General features: G+C 64.1%; 26 protein-coding genes. 17 read left to right on the top strand and 9 right to left on the bottom strand.

The genetic code is table 11. The features are described from left to right. The first annotated feature begins 163 nt into the window (after positions 1–163). Together V7E26_RS20010 and V7E26_RS20005 are read left to right on the top strand one after the other, a co-directional pair. The gene (locus tag V7E26_RS20010) at positions 164–928 is read left to right on the top strand and encodes a VWA domain-containing protein (protein ID WP_324419376.1); all 765 of its coding nucleotides are present in this window, start codon (positions 164–166) and stop codon (positions 926–928) included. Positions 929–995: 67 nt separating this feature from the next. After that, the gene (locus V7E26_RS20005) at positions 996–1,721 is read left to right on the top strand and encodes a DnaJ domain-containing protein (protein WP_324419374.1); all 726 of its coding nucleotides are present in this window, start codon (positions 996–998) and stop codon (positions 1,719–1,721) included. 258 nt (positions 1,722–1,979) lie between these two features. Here the strand turns inward: V7E26_RS20005 and V7E26_RS20000 are convergent, their stop codons facing one another. Further along, positions 1,980–3,776 carry a serine hydrolase gene (locus tag V7E26_RS20000; protein ID WP_324419372.1) on the bottom strand — a complete coding sequence of 599 codons (1,797 nt, stop codon included), beginning with the start codon at positions 3,774–3,776 and terminating at the stop codon, positions 1,980–1,982. Between the two features lie 399 nt (positions 3,777–4,175). On the opposite strand from V7E26_RS20000, the gene V7E26_RS19995 reads away from it, so the two are divergent. Then, the gene (locus V7E26_RS19995) at positions 4,176–4,514 is read left to right on the top strand and encodes a phasin family protein (RefSeq protein WP_324419370.1); all 339 of its coding nucleotides are present in this window, start codon (positions 4,176–4,178) and stop codon (positions 4,512–4,514) included. 81 nt (positions 4,515–4,595) lie between these two features. On the opposite strand, the gene V7E26_RS19990 is transcribed toward V7E26_RS19995, so the two are convergent. Continuing rightward, positions 4,596–5,978 (bottom strand): vWA domain-containing protein, encoded by a 1,383-nt coding sequence (locus V7E26_RS19990; protein ID WP_324419369.1) that lies wholly within the window; start codon positions 5,976–5,978, stop codon positions 4,596–4,598. A gap of 502 nt (positions 5,979–6,480) precedes the next feature. Between V7E26_RS19990 and clpS the strand changes: the two genes are divergently transcribed. After that, positions 6,481–6,813, top strand: coding sequence for an ATP-dependent Clp protease adapter ClpS (gene clpS, locus V7E26_RS19985; RefSeq protein ID WP_324419367.1), 333 nt, complete (start codon positions 6,481–6,483; stop codon positions 6,811–6,813). A gap of 277 nt (positions 6,814–7,090) precedes the next feature. Continuing rightward, positions 7,091–9,502, top strand: coding sequence for an ATP-dependent Clp protease ATP-binding subunit ClpA (clpA, locus tag V7E26_RS19980; RefSeq protein WP_324419365.1), 2,412 nt, complete (start codon positions 7,091–7,093; stop codon positions 9,500–9,502). A gap of 79 nt (positions 9,503–9,581) precedes the next feature. On the opposite strand, the gene V7E26_RS19975 is transcribed toward clpA, so the two are convergent. Next, complete coding sequence (locus V7E26_RS19975; protein ID WP_324419363.1) at positions 9,582–9,938, bottom strand: PilZ domain-containing protein; 357 nt, start codon at positions 9,936–9,938, stop codon at positions 9,582–9,584. 394 nt (positions 9,939–10,332) lie between these two features. Between V7E26_RS19975 and V7E26_RS19970 the strand changes: the two genes are divergently transcribed. From V7E26_RS19970 to tsaA, 5 genes are all read left to right on the top strand, one after another. Then, the gene (locus V7E26_RS19970; RefSeq protein WP_324419381.1) at positions 10,333–11,124 is read left to right on the top strand and encodes a lytic transglycosylase domain-containing protein; all 792 of its coding nucleotides are present in this window, start codon (positions 10,333–10,335) and stop codon (positions 11,122–11,124) included. Between the two features lie 107 nt (positions 11,125–11,231). Then, on the top strand, positions 11,232–11,975 hold the full coding sequence (locus V7E26_RS19965) for an AzlC family ABC transporter permease (RefSeq protein WP_324419361.1): 744 nt from the start codon (positions 11,232–11,234) through the stop codon (positions 11,973–11,975). Beyond that, positions 11,972–12,316, top strand: coding sequence for an AzlD domain-containing protein (locus V7E26_RS19960; protein ID WP_324419359.1), 345 nt, complete (start codon positions 11,972–11,974; stop codon positions 12,314–12,316). The genes V7E26_RS19965 and V7E26_RS19960 overlap by 4 nt, the downstream gene beginning before the upstream one ends. A gap of 60 nt (positions 12,317–12,376) precedes the next feature. Continuing rightward, positions 12,377–13,348, top strand: a complete 972-nt coding sequence (locus tag V7E26_RS19955; RefSeq protein WP_324419357.1) for a Bug family tripartite tricarboxylate transporter substrate binding protein — start codon at positions 12,377–12,379, stop codon at positions 13,346–13,348. A gap of 4 nt (positions 13,349–13,352) precedes the next feature. Further along, positions 13,353–13,844 carry a tRNA (N6-threonylcarbamoyladenosine(37)-N6)-methyltransferase TrmO gene (tsaA, locus tag V7E26_RS19950; RefSeq protein WP_324419355.1) on the top strand — a complete coding sequence of 164 codons (492 nt, stop codon included), beginning with the start codon at positions 13,353–13,355 and terminating at the stop codon, positions 13,842–13,844. A 9-nt stretch (positions 13,845–13,853) separates the two neighbouring features. Here the strand turns inward: tsaA and V7E26_RS19945 are convergent, their stop codons facing one another. The 4 genes from V7E26_RS19945 to V7E26_RS19930 all read right to left on the bottom strand — a co-directional run bounded on the left by V7E26_RS19945 (position 13,854) and on the right by V7E26_RS19930 (position 16,908). After that, positions 13,854–14,276: an HIT domain-containing protein gene (locus tag V7E26_RS19945; protein ID WP_324419353.1), complete on the bottom strand. Its 423-nt coding sequence runs from the start codon at positions 14,274–14,276 to the stop codon at positions 13,854–13,856. Positions 14,277–14,326: 50 nt separating this feature from the next. After that, positions 14,327–15,565, bottom strand: coding sequence for a GNAT family N-acetyltransferase (locus tag V7E26_RS19940; protein WP_324419351.1), 1,239 nt, complete (start codon positions 15,563–15,565; stop codon positions 14,327–14,329). A 108-nt stretch (positions 15,566–15,673) separates the two neighbouring features. Beyond that, the gene (locus tag V7E26_RS19935; protein WP_324419349.1) at positions 15,674–16,426 is read right to left on the bottom strand and encodes a glycerophosphodiester phosphodiesterase family protein; all 753 of its coding nucleotides are present in this window, start codon (positions 16,424–16,426) and stop codon (positions 15,674–15,676) included. A 14-nt stretch (positions 16,427–16,440) separates the two neighbouring features. Then, a complete protein-coding gene (locus V7E26_RS19930; RefSeq protein WP_324419347.1) occupies positions 16,441–16,908 on the bottom strand; it encodes a RidA family protein in 468 nt (155 codons plus the stop codon). 253 nt (positions 16,909–17,161) lie between these two features. Here V7E26_RS19930 and V7E26_RS19925 point away from each other — a divergent pair, with 253 nt between their 5' ends. From V7E26_RS19925 to V7E26_RS19905, 5 genes are all read left to right on the top strand, one after another. Beyond that, positions 17,162–18,028, top strand: a complete 867-nt coding sequence (locus V7E26_RS19925) for a cell envelope integrity EipB family protein (RefSeq protein WP_324419345.1) — start codon at positions 17,162–17,164, stop codon at positions 18,026–18,028. 127 nt (positions 18,029–18,155) lie between these two features. Then, on the top strand, positions 18,156–19,553 hold the full coding sequence (locus V7E26_RS19920) for an NfeD family protein (RefSeq protein ID WP_324419343.1): 1,398 nt from the start codon (positions 18,156–18,158) through the stop codon (positions 19,551–19,553). Then, entirely contained in the window at positions 19,553–20,317 is a 765-nt protein-coding gene (locus V7E26_RS19915; RefSeq protein ID WP_324419341.1) for a slipin family protein, read from the top strand. The genes V7E26_RS19920 and V7E26_RS19915 overlap by 1 nt, the downstream gene beginning before the upstream one ends. A 120-nt stretch (positions 20,318–20,437) precedes the next feature. Further along, a complete protein-coding gene (locus tag V7E26_RS19910; protein WP_324419339.1) occupies positions 20,438–20,731 on the top strand; it encodes a GYD domain-containing protein in 294 nt (97 codons plus the stop codon). A gap of 128 nt (positions 20,732–20,859) precedes the next feature. After that, positions 20,860–21,261 (top strand): RidA family protein, encoded by a 402-nt coding sequence (locus V7E26_RS19905; protein WP_324419337.1) that lies wholly within the window; start codon positions 20,860–20,862, stop codon positions 21,259–21,261. A gap of 26 nt (positions 21,262–21,287) precedes the next feature. Here V7E26_RS19905 and V7E26_RS19900 read toward each other — a convergent pair whose 3' ends face one another. Further along, positions 21,288–22,595 (bottom strand): DNA polymerase IV, encoded by a 1,308-nt coding sequence (locus V7E26_RS19900; protein ID WP_324419335.1) that lies wholly within the window; start codon positions 22,593–22,595, stop codon positions 21,288–21,290. After that, positions 22,592–22,891, bottom strand: coding sequence for a DUF3572 domain-containing protein (locus V7E26_RS19895; RefSeq protein ID WP_324419378.1), 300 nt, complete (start codon positions 22,889–22,891; stop codon positions 22,592–22,594). Before V7E26_RS19895 ends, V7E26_RS19900 begins: the two co-directional genes overlap by 4 nt. A 233-nt stretch (positions 22,892–23,124) precedes the next feature. Between V7E26_RS19895 and V7E26_RS19890 the strand changes: the two genes are divergently transcribed. Further along, entirely contained in the window at positions 23,125–23,490 is a 366-nt protein-coding gene (locus tag V7E26_RS19890) for a response regulator (protein WP_324419333.1), read from the top strand. A 12-nt stretch (positions 23,491–23,502) separates the two neighbouring features. Continuing rightward, a partial coding sequence (locus V7E26_RS19885) for a response regulator (RefSeq protein ID WP_324419331.1) occupies positions 23,503–23,905 on the top strand: 403 nt, incomplete at its 3' end.

Below are 23,905 nucleotides of genomic sequence, written 5' to 3'. Positions count from 1 at the left end.
CGCCAGCGTCCCTTCAAAAGTCGACGTATCACTCAGCTATGATTCCGGGTACTAGGCGCCGCCGCAGGTCAGACGCAAGTCATCCGCCCGCGCCACGGGCCAGCCGCATTGACCTGCGCGATGCGCCGTCCCACATAGAGCTTGCTGCTACTTGCGAGCGATGATGGCCGGCGAACCAACCAAACCGAAATCGGCAGGCGACGTTGCTTCGGCGAAGGCCGAGGCGCGCGGAGATGGCTTGCTGCCCGACGCCAGGTCGTCGACGTCGGACGACATCGCCGCCTTCGTGGCCAGGGCGCGCGCGATGTCGCCGCACGCAACGGGCGCGCGGGGACGGCTGGTGTTCGCGCTCGACGCCACCATGAGCCGGCAGCCGACCTGGGACATGGCCTGCGCGCTGCAGGCCGACATGTTTCGCGAGGCCGCCTCGATCGGCAGTCTCGATATCAGGCTGGTCTATTATCGCGGCTTCAATGAATGCCGCGCCACCGGCTGGATCTCCGATTCCTCGCATCTGGCGAAACTGATGGGCAAGATCGACTGTCAGGGCGGCAACACCCAGATCGGCAAGGTGCTGTCGGAGTCGCGCCGCGAAGCGGTGGCATCGGGCGTGCGCGCGGTGGTGTTCGTCGGTGACGCCATGGAAGAGTCGGTCGATGATCTCTGCGCCAAGGCCGGTGAACTCGGCCTGCTCAAGGTCCCCGTCTTCATGTTTCAGGAAGGCCACGATCCGCTCGCCGAACGGACCTTCCGCGAGATTGCGCGGCTCACGGGCGGCGCATGGTGCAGGTTCGACCCCGGCGCCGCGGCGCAGTTGCGCGAACTCCTGCGCGCCGCCGCAGCCTATGTCGCCGGCGGGCGTGAAGCGCTGCTGCGGCTGGCGAAAACCACTGCTGGTGCGGCCGCGCTGATCGGCCAGATGAAGTGATTACGACTTTGGTTGCCGCAGCGCCGGACACCATGCTTTTCAGCGCCGGTGCCGCTATACTGGAGCCATGCCAACCCTGATCGCCGGCGTCGTCGCCGTTGTCGTCCTGTACCTGCTGCTGCAGATGTTTCGTGCGGCCAACCCGGTCGTGCTCGCGCGCGTGATCAAGATCGTGGGCGGCGTGGTGGCGCTGGCGGTTGCGGCCTTCACCGGTTTGCGCGGCGAACTCGCGGTCGCGATCCCGCTCGGCATTTTCGGCGCAGGCCTGCTCGGCTGGTCGCCGTTCGGGCCGGGCGGTTTCAGCAGTATCGGCGGGATGTTCGGTGGCAGCGCGCAGCGCTCCGCGGGACAGGCCTCGCGCGTCCGCTCGCAGTTCATCGAGATGACGCTGGATCACGATAGCGGAGCAATGTCCGGACGGATCGTCGATGGGCCGAACGCCGGCCGCTCGCTCGACGAATTCGATCTGCCGCAACTGATCGCGATGGCGACGGCGTTCGATGCCGAGAGCGTTGCCTTACTTGAAAGCTATCTTGACCGCCGGTTTCCCGCTTGGCGTCAGAACGCGCAGGGCGACACGGCAGGGGGGCAGCGCCGCACGGCGGCGAGCGGAAAAATGACGGACGAGGAGGCCTATCAGATCCTTGGCCTGCAGCCGGGCGCGGGGCGCGACGACATCACCCGGGCGCACCGCGCCCTGATGAAGAAACTGCATCCCGACCAGGGGGGCTCGACGTACCTCGCTGCCCGCGTAAACGAGGCCAAGGATACCCTTCTTCGCACGCATCTCTAGCAAACTCCGGCTCACGCCACTGACGCCACAAAGCGCGAGTTGCCTGCCTGCCGTTCTCCGATTGACGCCCCGCATCGCCCGCCGTTGGCCGGCGTGGTCGATCCTTCATGGCAAGGAAACTAGCCGCAAATTCTTGACGATAAGTTTGCGCGCACCGCCTTCGACGCGATCATGCGAGAGGCGCGGCGACTGTGCCCGGAAAACAACAAAGCCGGCGCTTGGGGCGCCGGCCTTGCGAAGTTCAACTGAACGTCAGGATCAGTTCTTGATGGTGATGCAGGAGATGTCGGCGCGCTTCAGCGTACGGCACACCGCCTCGGCCTGATCGCGCTCGAGGCCCGCGAAGCGGGCGCGGTAGAGCGTGCGATCCTTGGAGACGACCGGCTCGGTGAACGGATCGGCCTTGTTGAGCGCGGCACTGGCCTTGTTGCGGCAAAGATCGATCCGCTGCCTGGCTTCGCTTTCGCTTTCGAGCGCGCCGACCTGGATGATCCAGCCGGTGCGGACGACCGGCGTGGCCGGCTTGGCGGCGGCATTCGGCTGCAGCACGGCTTGCGCCTGCGCACGCGGCGACGGATCGGCAAAGGCGAGCGCCTGCGTGTGCTGGGAGTGCGTAGCGGCCTGGGCCAGGCTGGAAGCCGGCAACACGCCGAGCACGCCGTTTCCGGTGCCGTGGTTGGCCGGTTGCGGCGGCATGGCAAGCCTGGCAGCCTCGGGCTCTGCGGCCTTGGCGACGATGGCGCTGGAGGTTTCAGCCACTTCGGGACGCGCAGGGATCGCGTTGGTGACCGGCGGAGCGACCGGCTGCGACGCGCCTGCGGCTGCCAGTTTCATCGGTCCGGCCTTGACCTGAACGGTCTTGACCTTGACCGGCTTCATCGGCTCGGCCGAACCCGGGATCGCCAGGATCGCCTGGGCCTGGATGACGCCGCTGGTCAGCGGTGCCGGCTCAGGCTTGGCTTGCGCCTCGACCTTGGCGGGCGGTGCGGGCAGGGCCGCGGCAGCGGCCGCCATCAGCGACGGCTTTGGCGGTGCGATCGAGCGGGTTGCGGGCATCGCGGCGAGCCCCGGCTCGGCAGCGACGACGCCAGACTGGGGCGCCTCGGCTTCAGCCATCTCGACGGCGCCGTCGGATGGATTGCGTTCGGTGATCGCGGCGGCGGTACGCTTGTTCGAAGCCTTGTCCAGGTTCTCGGCAAGCAGGTTCCGCATGATGGAGTCGCGGGAGCCGCCGCTGCGGCCGCCCAGCACAACGCCGACGAGGTGGCGGTTGCCACGGCGCATCGAACTCACGAGGTTGAAGCCGGAGGCGCGGGTGTAGCCGGTCTTGATGCCGTCGACGCCTTCGACATTGCCGAGCAGGCGATTGTGGTTGCGGATCGACTGTCCCCGATAGTTGAACACCGAGGTGGCGAAGTAACGGTAGTAGCGCGGGAAGCGATCCTGGATGGCGCGGCCGAGGGTGGCCTGATCGCGCGCCGTGGTCAGTTGTTCGTCGTTGGGCAGGCCGGAGGCGTTGCGATAGGTGGTCTTGCTCATGCCGAGCGCGCGCGCCTTGCGCGTCATCAGCCTGGCGAATTCGGTTTCATCGCCGGCGATGGCTTCGGCGATCACGACGGCGGCGTCGTTGGCGGAACGCGTCACCAGACCCTTGATGGCGTCTTCGACCTTCAGCGTCTGACCGGGGCGCAGGCCGAGCTTGGTGGGCGCCTGTTCGGAAGCGTGCTCCGAGACATCCATCTCGGTATCGATCTTCATCTTGCCGGAGTCGAGGCGCTCGAACAGCAGATAGAGCGTCATGATCTTGGTCAGCGACGCCGGGCGCCGGATACCGTCGGGATTGTTGGAAGACAGCACCGCGCCGGTGTTGGCGTCGACCATGATCGAGGAGAATTGCGGGCTATAGCTCTCGCGCACGACGTGGTGGTGACGGCGATGCTTGTAGCGGCGCGCTTCGGCGCTCTCGCTCGAGATCACGATCGTCGTGGTGAAGGTCAGGAGTCCGAGGGCGCACACTCGCAACGCGCGCGAGGAAGCCAAGGTTGTACGAAGCATTTACTTCCCCGTCCCAATTTCTGTCTTGATCACCGGCTCGTGAGGCGAAATTGTGCCCACCAGCCGCTGATGTTTCGCTGCTCGGAACGTCGATCCGGCCACTTTGCGCGGCCCGGCAGGCCGTTCAGGTCGCTGTTCTAGCTAAGTTCCTGCTCCCAAACAGCTTTTCGGCTGCCTGTCGGATGGCGAGCAGGTCCAGGAATCAGGTTAGGCGGAGCGGGTTTCTAAAAGATTAATTAAGCGTTGCGCAACAGCCCGACTACTCCGCTAAGTAGCCATATTTGTGCGTCGCACAATATTTCTTGACTACGTTGTGCACTGCACATATATATGGCGTGTCAGGGAGCCGGGACCTCCCGGCAATCATTGCACCTGCAAGTCTGGGAAAGGACTCCATTGATGGTCAAGGTTGAAGACATTCAGAACTACGGCAAAGAGCATCTCGATACGGTTGCCGCCTCCGCGGGCAACCTGCAGAGCGGCGTTCAGGCGATCGCCACCGCCTATGGCGACTACGCCAAGAAGTCGTTCGAAGACACCAAGTCGTTCGTTGAGAAGCTCTCCGGCGTGAAGTCGCTGGACAAGGCGCTCGAGGCTCAGACCGAATTCGCGCGCTCTTCCTACGAGACCTTCGTCGCGGAATCGCAGAAGATCGCCGGCCTCTACACCGATCTCGCCAAGCAGACCTTCAAGCCCTATGAGGGCCTGGTGGCGAAGTTCAACCCGGCTTCGCACTAAGCATTCGCGATTTCATATTCGCCAACTAAAAAGCCCGGCCGTTGCGGCCGGGCTTTTTCTTTGATGCCTTCGCGCAGGCGCTTACCTGTAGACGCGCAGCTTGGCGAGCGACTGGCCGATCGAATTGAACACCGACAGGGTCTGGTTCGGGTCGGTGATGTGGAAGTACTTGTCGGTACCGCTGGCGCATCCCTTCAGCACGGCCGACTCGCCATCCCCGCCGGTATCGACCTGGACGGTATATATGACGAGGTTGGCCGCCTTGGCGTTTGAGCACAGGATCTGCTGGCGAGCATCGATCGACGAGGCGCTGGAGTACCAACGATTCTGCGTATTCAGACCGTCGGACAGCAGAACGATGGCTTCCTTGTAGGTATAGTTTGCCGTGTCCTTGGTGGGGGCGCTGAAGGGCTCGCCGAGGCCGAGCGTCATCCAGCCCCAGGCGAGTCCGATGCCCTGGTTGGTATTGCCGGTCGAATCGAGGTTGCCGATCGCCGTCTTGAGCCCGGCCCAGTCGGAGCTGAGCGGCACGACGGGCTGCACGTAGGAGGAACTGCCGACCTTGCAGTAGTTCGTGGACCCGGAGGTATACTCTTCGGCCGGAACCATGGTCGGCGCATTGCTCGAGCTCGGCACCGTGTTCTTGGTGTCTTCGTTCTGGGCGCGGTCGGTGACGCAACCGTTCCATTTGGAGCGGTCCGGCGTCCAGGTCTTGTTGGCGTTCTTGCAACTCGATCTGGTGGTATAGGACGAGTTGCTGCAGGTGCCCCAGCTGTTGGTGGCGGACTGAGTGTCCCAGATCGACCAGTCGATCCAGCTTGAATTGTAGAAGGCGCGGCCGATGTTGACGTCCTTGGCGAACGGGACCAGCGAGATGTAGATGTCTCCGGGATTCTTCTGCAGCGCGCTCAACTGGTCGACCAGTGATTTGGCGGCCGTTTGCATCGCCGGCATTTTGCCGCTCTGGGCCATCGATCCCGTCACGTCGAGCACCATCGCGACGCGCATGCGTACGTTGCCCCAGGCCGAGGTGGAGCTGCTCTTGAAGTCCATGGTCGGAAAGCCGACGACCCGCATGAAACCGGTCTCGATGTTGCCCGAGCCGTTGACCAGGATGGTCGAGCCATTGCCGGAGTTCTGGGTATAGGTCGCGGTGATCGCGATACCCTTGGTTTCGTTATTGGCGAAGAGCGCCTTGAAATAGGCGTCCGCCTTGACGGCGATCTGCGAGGTGTCGATGGTGCCCTCGGTCAGGTCCTTGGCCAGCATCAGGGCCGTCGAGTCGAGCGCGGACTGCATCGCGGAGCGGGCGTTGTTGGCGCGGGTATAGTCGACCGCTGCGCCGACGAAGCTGATGATCGGGATCACAGCGATTCCAAACAGGATCGCGATATTGCCCTCATTGGCGCCACCGAACCGGCGGGCGGCCGCCCAAATGCGACGGAAAACGACTGTATCGAGCATGGTTCTCACCGCAGAAATGATTTCTACGGGCATTTCGGCTTGGACGGCTAAACAGGCGGTAAACCGGTTCCGCTAATTACGGGTCAAACCCGCTGCATCGCCGGCAGCCCGGCGAAAAGCGGCTGCTATCCTCAACGGCGGCTTACCGGGCGGATACGGTCCTTTGTCAAATCCGGCAGAAACGATTAACCTTGAGCTGGATAGCCGAGCCGGGAATCGGGCCGGCCGAGGGATGCGCAGGGGCGATATCGGGCGCTTGCGGCGATCAGGAGGCAGACCCATATTCCAGGTGCCGATCCGGCCACGGGTCGGACCGGGGAGCGGCGATCTGGAAATGGCGTTGCTGGAAACTCGGCGGTTGCTCACGCCTGAGCCGATCGCGGGTTGGCCACAATGCGCCTCCGGTCACTCCTTTGGATTCTCGAACGCCTGAGCCATGTTGCAGTCAACCTTCAAAGCTTGTTCGTCCGTGCCCGCATCGTCATCGGCTTTTGCGCCCCGAATGGGCAATGACGAGAACCGCAACACCGGAACCAACGGGCCGTCGACGTCGGTCATCACCAAGGTCAAGCCGAAGACCAAGCGGCCCAACCTCTATCGTGTCCTCATCCTGAACGATGACTACACGCCGATGGAGTTTGTCGTTCACGTGCTGGAGAAGTTTTTCCAGAAGGACGTGGAGGCGGCCACCAAGATCATGCTCCACGTCCATCACCACGGGATCGGCGAGTGCGGCGTGTTCACCTACGAGATCGCCGAGACCAAGGTGACGCAGGTGATGGATTTCGCGCGCAAGCACCAACACCCGCTGCAATGCGTGATGGAAAAGAAATAGCGGCGCGCGGCGCGCGACCCGGCCTATGGAAAAGGAACGGGTCTTGCATTGATTGGCGATGGCGGAAGCCGATCCTATTCCCAGTAGTTTTTCGGGGGAGGGCGCGCGTGCGGCCCGATGCGGCCGGCGAATTTAGAGGAAAACCATGCTTGCGGAACCGGCCTTTCGCCACGATCGTATGTAACTATATGACACTATGTGACAGGGGACGATGAAGGTTGTTGTTGCCTGACCGGGTAATGGCGATCATGATGATCGGGGGCCATAGAGGACGCGAATGCCAACTTTTTCCCAAAGCCTTGAACAATCCCTGCATCGTGCACTGGCGATTGCAAACGAGCGTCATCATCAATACGCGACGCTCGAACACCTTCTGCTGTCGCTGATCGATGACTCGGATGCGGCGGCGGTGATGCGAGCCTGCAGCGTCGATCTCGACAAGCTGCGCACGAGCCTCGTCAACTATCTCGAGACCGAATTCGAAAATCTGGTAACTGACGGCGCCGACGACGCCAAGCCGACGGCCGGCTTCCAGCGCGTGATCCAGCGCGCGGTGATTCACGTCCAGTCCTCCGGCCGCGAAGAAGTGACCGGCGCCAACGTGCTGATCGCGATCTTCGCGGAGCGCGAGAGTCATGCCGCGTACTTCCTGCAGGAGCAGGACATGACGCGCTACGACGCAGTCAATTACATCAGCCACGGCATTGCCAAGCGGCCGGGCGTCTCCGAAGCGCGTCCGGTGCGCGGCGTCGACGAGGAGACCGAGACCAAGGGCAACGAGGACGCCAAGAAGAAGGGCGAGGCGCTCGAGACCTATTGCGTCAACCTCAACAAGAAGGCGCGCGACGGCAAGATCGATCCGGTGATCGGACGCAATTCCGAGATCAACCGCGCGATCCAGGTGCTGTGCCGCCGGCAGAAGAACAATCCGCTGTTCGTGGGCGAGGCCGGCGTCGGCAAGACCGCGATCGCCGAAGGCCTTGCCAAGCGCATCGTCGATTCCGAAGTGCCGGAAGTGCTGGCGGCCGCCACCGTGTTCTCGCTCGACATGGGCACGCTGCTTGCCGGCACCCGTTACCGCGGCGATTTCGAAGAGCGTCTGAAGCAGGTCCTGAAGGAGCTGGAGGCGCATCCGAACGCTATCCTGTTCATCGACGAAATCCATACCGTGATCGGGGCGGGCGCCACCTCGGGCGGCGCGATGGACGCCTCCAACCTGCTCAAGCCGGCGCTGGCGTCCGGCACGATCCGCTGCATGGGCTCGACGACCTACAAGGAATATCGTCAGCACTTCGAGAAGGACCGCGCGCTGGTGCGGCGCTTCCAGAAGATCGACGTCAACGAGCCGACGGTGGAAGACGCGATCGCGATCCTCAAGGGACTGAAGCCCTACTTCGAGGACTATCATCGCCTGAAGTACACCAACGAGGCGATCGAGGCGGCGGTGCAATTGTCCTCGCGCTACATCCATGACCGCAAGCTGCCGGACAAGGCGATCGACGTGATCGACGAGTCGGGTGCGGCGCAGATGCTGGTCGCCGAGAACAAGCGCAAGAAGACCATCGGCATCAAGGAAATCGAGACCACGATCGCGACCATGGCGCGGATTCCGCCCAAGAGCGTGTCGAAGGATGACGCCGAGGTGCTGAAGCATCTCGAGCAGACCTTGAAGCGGGTGGTGTTCGGTCAGGACAAGGCGATCGAGTCGCTGTCGGCGTCGATCAAGCTGGCGCGAGCCGGCCTGCGCGAGCCGGAGAAGCCGATCGGTTCCTACCTGTTCTCCGGGCCGACCGGCGTCGGCAAGACCGAAGTGGCAAAGCAGCTTGCGGCCTCGCTTGGCGTCGAGCTGCTGCGCTTCGACATGTCCGAATATATGGAGCGGCACACGGTGTCGCGCCTGATCGGCGCGCCTCCCGGCTATGTCGGCTTCGACCAGGGCGGCCTGCTGACCGACGGCGTCGACCAGCATCCGCATTGCGTGGTGCTGCTCGACGAAATCGAGAAGGCGCATCCGGATCTCTACAACGTGCTGCTGCAGATCATGGATCATGGCCGGCTGACCGACCACAACGGCAAGCAGGTCAACTTCCGCAACGTGATCCTGATCATGACCACGAATGCGGGCGCCGCCGACCTCGCGCGCCAGGCCTTCGGCTTCACGCGCAACAAGCGGGAAGGCGACGACCACGAGGCGATCAACCGCCAGTTCGCGCCGGAATTCCGCAACCGGCTGGATGCGATCGTCTCCTTCGCCCATCTCAATGCCGACGTCATCGGCATGGTGGTGGAGAAGTTCGTGCTGCAGCTCGAGGCGCAGCTCGCCGACCGCGACGTCACCATCGAGCTGTCGGAGCCCGCCAAGGCCTGGCTGATCGAGCATGGCTATGACGAGCAGATGGGTGCGCGGCCGATGGCCCGCGTGATCCAGGAGCACATCAAGAAGCCGCTGGCCGACGAAGTGCTGTTCGGTCAGCTCAAGGGTGGCGGCCATGTCCGCGTCGTGCTGGTCAAGGACGCCGAGGACAAGGACAAGATCGGCTTCGAGTTCGTCGAGGGCCCGGTCACGCCGAAGCCCGAGAAGCTGCCGGTGGCGCGCAAGCGCAAGCCGAAATCGGGTGGTCCGAACAATGGCGGCGGCGGTGGCGGCTCCAAGGGCCCGGTCTCGAAGGGCCCGCTGGTCAAGGTCTGATCGGCTTCGCGCAAGATCAGGCAAGAATGCAAAAAGGCCGGCTCGACAGCCGGCCTTTTTCTGTGGTGCGTAGCTGGCTTCAGCGCTCGTTGAGCAGGTCGTCGATCTTGCGCTGCAGCTGCCGCTTCTTGATCTCGCTCTTGCGCAGCCGCTCCGCCAGATCGGAGACCGGCTCGGCCGGGCTTTCGCCCCGGAACGCGACGCCGACGAAATTGTCGCGCCACCAGACCACCTTGGCGAGGAACGAGCGGCCCTTGCGCGCGACGCGCAGCGATAGCTGCTCCCTCGGCAACTGGAAATCGTTGCTGAACTCGATGCTGGCGCCACGATCGGAAATATTGCGGACGATGCATTCGCGCGTCGTGCCGCGTTCGCCGATCTCGGCGACGCCGCCATACATCACCTTGTCGCGCACGCTCTCACGCCGGTCCTGCATTGGAAGTCTCCCAACAAATCGGGGAACTTGTACCGCGCTTTGTCGGCCGCAAAAATCCGGCCAGCGCAAAATGCGGCATTAACGTAAACTAACGGCGGCCCGGCTCACGCCGATTTTGGAGCAATTGCAGCGCAAAAATGGCAGTGTGTCGCGGAAAAAGGTGGATCCAGCCGCAAGCGTTAATCGTTGACCGACGTTTTGACCGTCACGCGCTCCCGGATTGCAAATTGCCATGCAAAGAGGTCGGCTTCTTCGCGCCCTGTGCTGCACGGTCTGGCTCTCGTCCGCCTTGACGAACGCCTTCGCCGAGGATGCGGGCGAGGCGACGCGGTCGAGCGCTGCGGGGATCCGGAAAGCGGACCCGTCCGCGCGCGAGAGCGAGGCGCGTGAGGCGATGTGCCTGATGATCGAATCGGCGGCGCGGGAATCGAGCCTGCCGCTGGAATTCTTCGCGCGCGTGATCTGGCAGGAGAGCCGCTTTCAGCCCGGTGCGGTGGGGCCGGTGACGCGCAGCGGCGCGCGGGCGCAGGGCATCGCGCAGTTCATGCCCGGAACGGCGAACGAGCGCGGGCTGCTCGATCCCTTCAATCCCGTGCAGGCGCTGCCGAAGTCGGCGGAGTTTTTGGCCGAGCTGCGCGCTCAGTTCGGCAATCTCGGGCTGGCGGCCGCCGCCTATAACGCCGGCCCGCGCCGGGTGCAGGAATGGCTGGCCGGCACCGGGCCGATGCCGCAGGAGACGCGCAACTATGTCGCGGCCATTACCGGATCGACGGTGGAGGATTGGGCGAAGGCGGGGAAGGGCGGCAAGGCGCCCGAACCTCGCCGGACAGCGAGCTGCCGCGAACTGATGGTGCTCCTCAAACAGGCGCCCAATCCTTTCGTCGCCGGGCTCGAGCAGCGCGTGACGCTCGCCGCCGCCAGGCAATGGGGCGTGCAGCTCGCCGCCGGCTTTTCCCGCGACAAGGCGCTGGCGATGTACGGCCGCGCGGTCTCGCGCCTTTCCAGCGTGATCGGCAACCGCGACCCCTCGATCCTCGTCTCGCGCCTGCGCAGCCGCGGCGCGGCGACGTTCTACCAGGTGCGCTTCGGCGCCGACACCCGCGACGAGGCCGACGGCCTCTGCAACAGCATCCGCAAGGCAGGCGGGGCGTGCTTTGTGTTGAGGAACAGGGGCGTGCCGGGTTGAGGGATTCGGAAGCAGCCCTGCATAACTGCTCTGAATCCCGTGTTGCTTGACGCAGCTCGCTTTCGTTAGCCTTATCCGCCTGAGCCTCAATACGATCTCGGTCACCCTTGGCGCTGCCTCCGCTCGACTCCCCCCAATGGAAAAGCCCCATTCGCGCTTTCGCGTGGGGGGTGAGCTCGGTTGCGTCGACCGTGCTGGCGCTGGTGCTGTTCGCGACCTATCTCGGTATCGGCGCGCTGGCCCATGACAGCCATTTCAGCCTGGGCTGGGTGCTCGGCTCCACGGTCCTGGTCTGGGCGGGGCCGGCGCAGATCATCCTGATCTCGACGCTCGGCTCAGGCGCAACCGCGGTGCAGGCGGCGATCGCGGTGACGGTGAGCGCCATCAGGCTGTTTCCGATGGTGGTGTCGGTGCTGCCTCTGCTGAAGACGCCCGGCACAAGGCGCCGCCATCTCGTGCTGGTGACGCATTTCATCGCGGTCACGCTGTGGGTCGAGTGCTACCGGCTGCTGCCGAAAGTGCCGCGCGAGCGGCGCATCGCGTTCACGCATGGGCTCGGCTGCGGCCTCCTCATCGTCTGCATGGTCGCGACCACGCTCGGCTATGGGCTGGCCGCCAACCTGCCGCCGCTGTTTGCGGCCGCTATCCTCCTGCTGACGCCGCTGGCGTTCCTGCTGTCGACCGCGCGCAACTGCAAGCAACTCTCGGACGTGCTGGCGCTGGTGCTGGGGCTTGCGCTGTTTCCGTTGATCTCGATGCTGCACACCGGCGTCGACATCCTGATCAGCGGCATGACCGCCGGCACCATCGCCTATGGCGTGCATTGGTGGCGGGAGAGGGAGGCGGCATGAGCGAGTTCTTCGGCAGCCCGAATGCTCTGCTGGTCCTGGTTCTCGCGGGCTTCCTGCCCAACGAGATCTGGCGCATGGCCGGGCTCTGGTTCGGCGCCGGCGTCGATGAGGGCTCCGAGCTTCTGATCTGGGTGAGGGCGGTCGCGACCGCGATCCTCGCCGGCGTCATCGCGCAAATTCTCGTGCAGCCGCCGGGCGCGCTGGCAGGCGTGCCGGACTGGCTGCGCTACGGCGCAGTCGCCGCCGGCTTTGCCGTATTCATGCTGGCGCGGCGCTCGATCTTCGCCGGCGTGGTCGCCGGCGAGGTGATGCTCGTGGCCGGGAAATGGTGGCTCGGTTGATTGCAGGCAGCCGATAATCGGCTACTGTCGGACGCACAAGAAACGTCCGGGGAAACGCAAATGAACTGGCTCAAACTGCCGGCGCTGGCCTGTGCGCTGATCTGCGCGATGCCGCAAGCCCATGCAGCGGAATATCCGGCGCGTCCGATCAAGCTGATCGTGCCCTATGCCGCCGGCGGCCCGACCGATGTGCTGGGACGCATGGTCGGCGATTATCTGGCCCGCGACCTGAAGCAGGCGGTGGTGGTCGAGAACAAGGCCGGCGCCCAGGGCGCGATCGGCGCGGAAGCCGCGGCGCGATCCGAGCCCGACGGCTACACGCTGTTCTTCACGGCGGCGTCGATCTTCGTGCTCAACCCGCTGCTCTACAAGAAGCTGCCTTATGACCCGCAGAAGGACCTTCGCCTGCTGACTGTCGTCACCGACCTGCCTGTCGTGATGGAGGTGCATCCCTCCGTGCCGGCCAAGACGGTCGCCGAGTTCGTCGCCTACGCCAAACAGAATTCCGGAAAACTCAATTTCGGATCGGCCGGCACCGGCGGCACCATTCATCTGGCCGGGGAGATGTTCAAGCAGATGGCCGGCGTCGACATGGTCCACGTCGCCTACAAGGGCGCGGGTCCGGCGCTGACTGACCTCTTGTCGGGCAACATCCATCTGATGTTCGATACGCTCGGCACCGCGCTGCCGCCGATCAAGGGCGGGTTGCTGCGGCCGCTGGCGGTCTCTTCGGCGAAACGCATTCCCGACCTGCCTGATGTGCCGACCATGGCCGAAGCCGGTTATCCCGATTATGGCGTCAGCGTCTGGTACGGCGTGTCGGCGCCGGCCAAGCTGCCTGACGATGTCGCGCAGAAGCTCGTAGCCAGTCTCGACAAGGCGCTCAACGACGATGCCTTCCGTGCCTCGCTCGACAAGGTCGGCTTCCCGCCGCTGCGGCCGCAGAGCCAGGCCGAGATCGACAAATTCGTCGCAACCGATCGCGCGCGCTGGGCGGGCGTGATAAAAGCGCTCAACATTTCACTGGACTAAGAGAATGGTTCGAGAAAGCGAAGTACGCGAGGGCGAAATCACCGTCGACATGCCGCCGGCCCGCGACGCCGGGCTGGTCTTCGTCGGCCGCATCCGCACGCCCTGGAAGTCGCGGCTGGAGACGCCGCGGCAGGGCCGTCTCGACGGCCCGGTCTGCCGGCTCGAGATTTTCGAGCCGTGGGTGCCCGCGATCAAGGGCGTCGACTTCTACGAAAATCTCGAAGTGATCTACTGGCTGCACCAGTCGCGCCGCGACCTCGTGCTGCAAAGCCCGAAGAACAACCAGAAGACCCGCGGCACGTTCTCGCTGCGCTCGCCGGTGCGGCCCAACCCGATCGGAACCTCGATCGTGAAGTTCGTGAAGATCGAGGGCAACGTCATTTTCGTGCGCGGCCTCGACTGCCTCGACGAGACGCCGCTCCTGGACATCAAGCCCGACCGCTGCGAGTTCACCCCGCTGGCGCCGCCGCAGCCCGGCGATTTCCAGACGGAGTAGGCGGCCCGTCTACCCCAGCGCCGCGGCCAGCCTGGTCGCATTGTCTTCCAACACCTTGACATCTTCCTTCCGGCTCGCGGGTGGCAATAGCGCTACGCCGTCGTGACGCGGCATCACATGCATATGCAGGTGAAACACGACCTGGCCACCGGCGGGTTCGTTGAACTGCTGCACGGTGATGCCATCGGCCTTGAACGCCTTCATCGCCGCGGCGGCGATCTTGTGGGCGGCGCGGGCGACGTGGGCGTAATCGTCAGGCGTGATGTCGAGGATGTTGCGGGCGGGGGCCTTCGGGATGACAAGCGTGTGGCCCGGCGAGCGCGGCATGATGTCGAGGAACGCCAGCACGTGGTCGTCCTCGTAGACCTTGTGGCAGGGAAACTCGCCGCGCAGGATTTTTGCGAAGGGGTTGTTGCTGTCGTAGGCGGGCATGGCTTGTTCCCTCGAAGTTTGGTGCAATCTCGTCTCGGCCGCAGGCGCGGTCAAGCTTCGTCGGCGGCCTTGCGGAACGGGCCGGCGTCGGTCAACTCGCGTCCGACTTCCGCGACATAGGCGCGCTCGCGCTTCAGGTAATCCGCAATCGCGCGGCGCAGATCGGGATCGGCGACGAAGTGCGCGGAATAGGTGGTTTGCGGCAGGTAGCCGCGCGCCAGCTTGTGCTCGCCCTGCGCGCCGGCCTCGACGACCTTGAGGCCGCGCTGGATCGCGAAATCGATCGCCTGATAATAGCAGACCTCGAAATGCAGGAAGGGATGATGCTCGATCGCGCCCCAGTTGCGGCCGAACAGCGTATCCGAGCCGATGAAATTGATGGCGCCGGCGATCCAGCGGCCGTTGCGCTTGGCCATCACCAGCAGCACATCGCGGCTCATGCTCTCGCCGATCAGCGAGAAGAATTTGCGGGTGAGATAAGGCCGGCCCCATTTGCGCGAACCCGTCTCCATGTAGAAGGCGAAGAATGCGTCCCAGGCCTCCTCGGTGATATCAGCTCCGGTCAGGTGATGGATCGTGATCCCGGCGGCGACGGCCTCGCGCCGTTCGCGCCTGATCGCCTTGCGATGGCGCGAGTTCAGCGAGGTCAGGAAATCCTCAAACGTCCCGTAGCCTTCATTGTGCCAGTGAAACTGCTGGTCGTTCCGCAGCAGGAAGCCGTGTTGCCCCAAAAACTTCGCTTCGCCCTCGCGGGCAAACGTCACATGCGCGGAGGAGGCGCCGGTCGCGTTGCACAGCGCCATCATCCCGCTCGCGAGCGCCGAGCCGATGCGGTCGCGATCGACGCCGTCGCGGATCAACAGCCGTGGCCCCGTCGCGGGCGTGAAGGGGACCGAGGCCTGCAGCTTCGGATAATAGCGTCCGCCCGCGCGCTCATAGGCATCGGCCCAGCCGCGGTCGAAGACATATTCGCCCTGCGAATGCGATTTCAGATAGCAGGGCACGATCCCGACAATGTCGTCGCCAAGCCGCGCCAGAAGGTGCCGCGCAGCCCAGCCGGTGCGCGGGCTGGCCGAGCCGGAGGCTTCGGCGGCGGCAAAAAACGCGTGCGAAACGAAGGGGTTATAGGCTGGTTTTGAAACCGCGCAGGAACCCTCGGATGAGGCCAGCGTGTCGAGATTTTCGAGGCTGTTCGGATCGCCGGCCGGATTGGCGCAGGCATCCCAATCCGCGGCCTCGATGTCGGCGGCGGCGGGAACGGCTTCGAGGGTGATTTCGGATGACGCCATCTAGAAATTCAAACCGGTCCCATCTGCGATCAGCCATCGCCCGAGGTGACCAACGCCCTTGCAAAGATCGTGCATCGCGGGCGCGAGTTCAAGGTGGGCGGGCGCGTATCAGGTTCCCGGCAGGAACCCCTCGAAGATCATCTGGTCGGCATGGCGCGCAGCCCGCGCGCGCTGCTCCGGCGTACGCACGGTCCAGGCGAGCAGCGGCAGGCCGAAGATGTTGCGGGCGATCCAGGGGGCGGCGGCGGGCAATTCGTTCACCCAATAGGCCACGAAGTGCGGCCGGCTGCGGAACGCGTGGCGCAGATGCGTCATGCCGTGGCGCTGCTCCGGTGAGGCTTCCGGCCATTCCTCGGCGGTATATTCGCGCTCGGCCACGATGCCGCGCGCGCGGGTGGGGATCAGTTCGCGCAATGCCACCACCTGATCCGGATCGAAGGACATGCCGACTGCAGGCCCATCATAGGAAGCCAGCACCTCCGCCATCCGCTTCACCAGCCGGCGGTCGCCGTCGAAATGGCTCTTGACCTCGATCACCAGCGGGACGCGGCTGGCGACGAGGGCGCAGAGATCGCCGAGCGTCATCATCCGCTCCGGCGTATTTTTGAACGTGACCGCTTTCAGTTCGGCCGCGGTCTTGCCGAGCAGCGCGCCGGCGCCGTCGGTGAGGCGGCCCAGCGCATTGTCATGATGCACCATCGCCTCGCCGTCGGACGAGAGCTGGATGTCGCATTCGATGGCGAAATTGCCGCCGATGGCGGCTTGCGCGGCGGCCGGCATGTTCTCGACGATCCCGCGCGAAATGTCGTGCAGGCCGCGGTGAGCGACCGGCCGAGCCGTCAGCCAGTCCGGCGCGCGCATCAGAGGTGTCCCGCTCAGGCCACTTCGAAGATGGCGTCCACCTCGACTGCGGCATCCGAGGGCAGCGAGGCGACGCCGACGGTGGTGCGGGCGTGCCGGCCCTTGTCGCCGAAGGCTGCGACCATCAGGTCGGAGGCGCCATTGAGCACCTTGGGTCCGTCGAGGAAATCGGGCGCGGAATTGATGAAGCCGCCGAGCCGGACCACGCGCACGACCTTGTCGAGGTCGCCGAGCGCGGCCTTGACCTGGGCCAGCAGGTTGACGCCACAGCCTTCGGCGGCGGCATAGCCCTGTTCGATGGTGACGCCGGCCCCGAGCTTGCCCTTGGCGATCAGCTTGCCCTCGGCATTGGCACAGACCTGGCCGGAGACGAACAGCAGATTGCCGCTGCGGACAAAGCCGACATAGTTCGCCATCGGGGTACGCGGCTCGTTCAGCACGATGCCTTTTTCCGCCAGCTTCTGTTCGACCGTACCCGCCATGTGTTGCCCCCACTCGAGATGTGACTGTTCTGACCCGCGATCGGGCGGCACTGTTTCGCGCATCGCGCCGCATGTTGCAAGCGAGGTAGCATTTGACGGCGCGTCGCGAAGCCGTTGGCGTTCGTCCCCCGTAGAAATGCCGAAAAACAACGTTCCCGCCGTCAAATTCCCGCGGTTCCGGAGCGGTGCCCTAGTTGCGACGCAATGGGGCCATCACTAATGTAACGAATCTCCATCGAGGAAAAGACAGGACATGGCTCGCTCGTTTCCGGTTCCGGTTCGTGCTTTGGTGTTCTCGGCTGCGGCCGTTTTGCTCTCAAATTTCGCAAACGAACCGGCGGTGGCCGGTGCCGGCGGGCCGTTTCTCGCCCACCAGGCGCTCTATGAATTGAAGCTGGTCAAGTCGCGCGGGACCAACGCGATCAGTGGGGCGCGGGGACGCATCCTCTACAATTTCTCCGGCAGTGCCTGCGAGGGCTACACGTCCGAATTCCGCCAGGTATCGGAGCTCGACAGCGGCGAGGGCAAGCTGACGCTGAGCGACCTGCGCTCGCATTCCTGGGAGGACGCCGACGGCAAGAGCTACCGCTTCAAGATCGACTCGCGGATGAACGACAGCGCCTCCACGCCGGTCGACGGCATGGCAGAGCGGGTCGGCGACCATATCAAGGTCAAGCTGAAGCAGCCGGTGGCCAAGACGTTCGAACTCGACGGCAAGACCGTGTTTCCGACCGAGCAGATCCAGCACATCATCGCCGCCGCCCGCGAGGGCAAGTCGGTGCTGGAGCTGATGGTCTATGACGGCTCCGACAATGGCGAGAGGGTCTACAACACGCTGGCGGTGATCGGGCAGCCTATCCCTGGCAGTCGCAGCATCGCGTCCCCCGACCCGTCGACCGACAACGACCAGATGAAGACGCTTACCCGCTGGCCGGTGACCGTGAGCTATTACGACCGCGACGCCAAGACGAAGGAAGGCGAGCAGACGCCGGTTTACGCGATGTCGTTCGAGCTGTTCGAGAACGGCGTCTCCCGCGCGCTGATGCTCGACTACAACGATTTCGTGATCGCAGGCGCGATGGGCCGCTTCGACGTCAGGGATTCCAAGCCGTGTAAGTGAAGTCCGCGGACTTCAGTTCGAACGCCCGCGGGCCCGCTTCACCGGGAAGCGCCGCCGACCGCCAATCCCGGGGATATTGAGATCCGACGAGAAGACCCCATATCATTGCGATAAGGGAGTCTTTGCTGTGCGGAGCGTACAGGCGGCTCTTGTCGTTGCGGCCGCTGCGGTCGCAGCTCTTTTTGTCTCTCCCCTTGCCGTCTCGGCGGGCGAGAACAACAGCAAGCTTGCGCTGACCATTTCGGTAGACGGAGCGATCGGCCCGGCAACGGCCCGTTACGTGAAGGATGCGCTGACCAAGGCAAGCGAACGACATGCCGAGGTGGTCGTTCTGCGCATGAATACGCCAGGCGGTCTCTCAACCAGCATGCGCGAGATTATCGCAGACGTGCTGGCGTCGCGCGTTCCCGTCGTCGGCTATGTTGCGCCCTCCGGAGCCCATGCGGCCAGCGCCGGAACCTACATCCTCTACGCCACGCATATCGCGGCCATGGCGCCGGGCACCAATCTCGGCGCCGCGACGCCGGTGCAGATTGGCGGCCCGCTGCCGGGGCTGCCTGAAGCCACCCCCGACAAGAGCAAGAAGGACGGCGGCGACCAGAAGCCGGGGACGAAGGATGCCATGGCGGCGAAGGCGACCAACGACGCCGTTGCCTTGATCCGCAGTCTTGCCGAGATGCGCGGCCGCAATGCGGATTGGGCGGAGAAGGCGGTGCGGGAGGCCGCCAGTCTTTCCGCCAAAGCCGCATTGCAGGAGAACGTCATCGACCTCATCGCACGCGACCAGGCCGAACTGCTCAGACAAATCGATGGTCGCGCGGTCGAGATGGCAGGTGGCGACATACGGCATCTGGCGACCAAGGATGCCGCGCGTGAAGCGATCGATCCCGGATGGATCTCGCAATTTCTGAGGGTCATCACCGATCCCAACATTGCCTTCATTCTCATGCTGGTCGGCATTTACGGGCTGATTTTCGAATTTTCCTCGCCCGGAACAGTCGCGCCCGGGGTGATCGGCACGATCTGTCTGCTGCTGGGCCTCTATGCGCTCAATATGCTGCCGGTCAACTATGCGGGTCTCGGCCTGATCCTGCTGGGGATCACGCTCCTTGTGATCGAAGTCTACAACCCGACCGTGGTTCTCGGTCTCGGCGGGATCATCGCATTCGTGCTCGGAGCGGCGATGCTGTTCGAGATCGAAGCGCCCGGATTCCGGCTGTCCTGGCCGGTGATCGGCATCGCGACAGCGATCTTCGTAAGCCTGCTTCTGGTTATCCTCAACTTGCTTCGACGGGCCCGCAAAGGTCCTGTGCGGCTCGGCGCGCAAGCCATGCGCGGCCTGCCCGCCGAAATCCTCGACTGGTCCGAGAGCGAAGGTCATGTCTTCGCCCATGGAGAGCGCTGGCAGGCGCGCGGCACTGAAGACTTCAGGCCCGGAGAGGTGGTCGAGATCGCCAACATCGTGGATTTGACGCTGGTGGTACGGCGCCTGCCGGTGCTGACCGCTCGCGAAGGAGGTACGTGATGATGCTTGATTATTTGACTTATGCGGCGCTCGCGGTGCTCGTTGTCCTGTTTCTGTCCTCGGCCATTCGCATCCTGCGGGAATACGAGCGAGGCGTCGTGTTCACGCTCGGCCGCTTCACCGGTGTGAAAGGCCCGGGATTGATTATCCTGATTCCGGTCGTGCAGCAGATGGTGAAGGTCGATCTCCGGGTGATGGTACAGGTCGTGCCGCCGCAGGACGTGATTTCGCGCGACAACGTTTCGGTCAAGGTCAATGCCGTTCTCTACTTCCGCATCATCGATCCCGAACGTGCGATCATCAAGGTCAGCGATTACATGGCTGCGACCAGCCAATTGGCGCAGACCACGCTGCGCTCGGTGCTCGGCAAGCACGAACTGGACGAGATGCTGGCCGAACGGGACCGGCTCAATGCCGATGTCCAGGAGATTCTCGACCAGCAGACCGACATCTGGGGCATCAAGGTCACCACCGTCGAGATCAAGGATATCGACATCAACGAAACCATGGTGCGCGCGATTGCCAAGCAGGCCGAGGCGGAGCGGTTGCGGCGCGCGAAGGTGATCAATGCGATGGGCGAGCAGCAAGCCGCCGAGAAGCTCGTCGAGGCCGGACGAACGCTGGCGCAGGAACCGCAGGCGATGCAATTGCGCTATTTTGCGGCACTGCACGACATTGCCGGCGAGCGGTCGTCGACCGTGGTGTTTCCGCTGCCGATGGATTTGCTCGGCCACCTGACGGGGCGGCGGAGCGAAGCGACGTGACTGTGGTTGTTTGCCGGCAACAAGCCGATCGCGTAATGCCGCCGATGGGCCGGGAACGCTGATCTATCGGTGCAGCCGGACAATTCGGCCGGCTGACACCGACAACCAGGGAGAGCGACGATGGTTACTTATGTCGTGCTTGGCAACTTCACCGACCAGGGAATCCGCAACGCCAAGGAGTCACCGAAGCGGGCAGAGGCTTTCAAGAAGATGGCCGAGACGTTCGGGGTCACTGTTAAGGAACTGTTCTGGACGCAGGGACGGTATGATGTTGTGACGATCCTCGATGCGCCGGATGAATCTTCCGCGATGACGCTAAGTTTGACTCTCGGCGCGCTCGGCAATGTTCGCACCGAGTCGTTGCGGGCCTTCTCGGCGGCGGACATGACCAAGGTCGTCGAGAAGATGCTCTGACTGCCGCCGCGCAGCCGGACCATTCCTCCAGCCGAGGCGGCCCTCCGAGGCCTTCGAGACCTGCTCTGGCCGAGAGCGCCGGACCCGGATACGCTGTGGCCAACCACGCATATCAGGGAGGCGTAACCATGAGCAAGATCGAGAAGCTTCGGCCAAGCGGACTGCACCACAATCCGGCCTATTCCCATGTCGTCACGGCTTCCGGCGCGCGCACGATCTATCTCTCCGGACAGGTCTCCACCGACGAGGAGGGACGGGTGGTCGGCGAGGGCGACATTGGCGCGCAGACCACGCAGGTGATGACCAATATCGGCCTGGCGCTGAAATCCGCCGGCGCGACCTATGCCGATATCGTCAAGATCACCACCTTCGTCGTCGGCTACAAGCCGGAGCTCCGCCCCACCATCGGCAAGGCGCGCTCGGTCTTCTTTGAGGGTATTGAACCGCCGGCGAGCACGCTCGTGGGCGTCTCGGCGCTGGCGGCCCCTGAATGGCTGATCGAGATCGAGGCCGTGGCGGTGGTGGATTGACGTCGCAATGGCGGGGAGGGAGCTGTTTACTCCTCTTCCTCCTCGTCTTCCTTCGCCGGTCCCTTGTACGCGATGCCGCGGATCACGGCGGCGTTGCCGAACTTCTTCCGCAAATCATCCATCGCGCGCTCGGCGTGGGCCGAGCGGCGGTCGAGCATGTCGCTGTCGTCGCCGCGCGAGTCCTCGCGCAGCGCACTGACGCCGGTGCCCATCAGGCGAAACGCCGTGCCGTCGATCTCCTTGGCCAGCATCTCGCGCGACACCGCAAAAATCTTGGCGGCGAGCTGGGTCGGCGCCTGGATCGATTGCGAGCGGGTGCGCTGGCGGAAGTCGGCGGTCTTCAGCTTCAGCGTGATGGTGCAGCCTGCGAGATTGCCGTTCTTCAACCGCGACGATACTTTCTCCGACAGGCGCCACAACAGCCGTTCCAGCGTGGCGAAGTCTCGGATGTCGGTCTCGAACGTGGTCTCGCTCGAGATCGTCTTGGCGCCGCGGTCCGGCACCACGCTGCGGTCGTCGATGCCGCGCGCCAGCCGCCACAGGCGGCGGCCTTCGCCGCCGAACTGCTTCATCAATTCGACCTCGTCGGCGCGCTGCAGGTCGGCAATGCTGCGAAACCCCCGCTGCAGCAGCTTTTCCTGGGTGGCGGGGCCGACGCCGTAGATGAAGCCGACCGGCTTGTCCGCCAGCATCTCCCTGGCCTCGTCCTGGTCGAGCGTGGCGAAGCCGCGGGGTTTGTCGAGATCGGAGGCGATCTTGGCCAGGAACTTGTTGCAGGACAGGCCGACCGACACCGTGATGCCGATGTCGCGCTCGACGTCGCGGGCGAAGCGCGCCAGCACTTTGGCGGGGATCATGCCGTGGACGCGCTGGGTGCCGGCGAGGTCGAGAAACGCTTCATCGATCGACAGCGGTTCCACCAGCGGCGTCAGCGTCTGCATGGCCTGCCGTACCTCGCGGCCGACGCGGACATATTTGGCGATGTCCGGCGGGATCACGATCGCCTGGGGGCATAGGTCCAGCGCCTTGAACATCGGCATCGCCGAACGCACGCCATAGGTGCGCGAAACGTAGCAGGCGGCCGACACGACGCCGCGCTTGCCGCCGCCGATGATGACAGGCTTGTCGGCGATATCAGGGTTGTCGCGCTTCTCCACCGTGGCGTAGAAGGCGTCGCAATCGATGTGCGCAAGCGTCAGCGAGGGAAGGGCGTGGTGGCGGACGAGACGCGGGGAACCGCATGTGCCGCACCGTCTGGCCTTGATGTCGAGGTCGCCGAGACAATCCCGGCAGAAGGCGCGTGGCCCGTCCAGGAGTGGCGCCGGGGCGCTCACGGCACGTCGCGCTCCCAATGCGGGTCGCCGAGCACTTCGCGGGCGGCGGCAATGTTGGTCGGGTGGAGTTGCGAGGCGCCCGCAAATGCCTTGACGGTTGCGTCGTCGCGCAGCACGAAATCGAGCACCGAGGCCAAAAATTGTGGGTCGGCCGCCGCGGTCCGCAATGTCTCCGGGCCGATGCCGCTTTCGGCCAGGAAAAGGCCCAGCCGCTCGGGCTCGCCGGCGATGAAGCTGAGCGCCTGAACTGCAACGATTTCAGCCACTTCGCGAGGGTTGTGAACAGGCTTTTTCAAAAGTTTTGTTTGCCTTTCCGTTAACTTGTGGTCTCTAATTTGGGAACCATCATGCCCGAGTCTGCGGAGTTTGTTCAACAATCAGAAACCGCTTCGTAAAAGTTGGTGCATCGGTTTAACGGCTTTCGAGCGAATCTGACGTTAGTTTGAATTCACTTTTCGGCAAGGGGCGGCGGCGGTAGCGACGTGCTGAAGAGCCGGACTTGTTTCCTGAAGAAGAGGGGAGGGACGGGATGGCAAAAACCGTCCTGATCGTGGAGGACAACGAGCTTAACATGAAGCTCTTTCGCGATCTGTTGGAAGCGCACGGCTATCAGACCTCGGGGACCAGCAACGGTTTCGAGGCGCTCGATCTTGTCCGCAAGATGCGCCCCGACCTGATCCTCATGGACATTCAGCTTCCGCAGGTGTCGGGCCTCGAAGTGACGCGCTGGATCAAGGACGATCCGGAGTTGCGCGCCATTCCGGTGGTCGCCGTCACCGCCTTTGCGATGAAGGGCGACGAAGAGCGCATCCGCGAGGGTGGCTGCGAAGCCTATCTGTCCAAGCCGATTTCGGTCGGCAAGTTCATTGAAACGGTGCGGCGCTTTATCGGGTAGGAGTGAGTTTCAATGTCTGCGCGTATCCTTGTCGTCGATGACGTTCCCGCGAACGTCAAGCTGCTGGAAGCCCGGCTGTCGGCCGAATATTTCGACGTGCTGACGGCTTGTAACGGCACCGAGGCGCTCGACATCTGTTCGCGTTCGGAATGCGACATCATCCTGCTCGACGTCATGATGCCCGACATGGACGGTTTCGAGGTCTGCCGCCGGCTCAAGTCCAACCCGGCCACCCATTTCATTCCGGTCGTGATCGTCACCGCACTCGACAGCCCGTCCGATCGCGTTCGCGGCCTCGAAGCCGGCGCCGATGATTTCCTCACCAAGCCGGTCTCCGACGTCGTCCTGATTGCGCGCGTCCGCTCGCTGACGCGGCTGAAGATGATGACCGACGAGCTGCGCATGCGCGCCATCA

It is taken from the genome of Bradyrhizobium sp., assembly GCF_036735945.1.
Lineage (GTDB): Bacteria > Pseudomonadota > Alphaproteobacteria > Rhizobiales > Xanthobacteraceae > Bradyrhizobium.
Note: the sequence above shows the minus strand (reverse complement) of the source record. Positions and strands in the feature narration are given on the sequence as shown.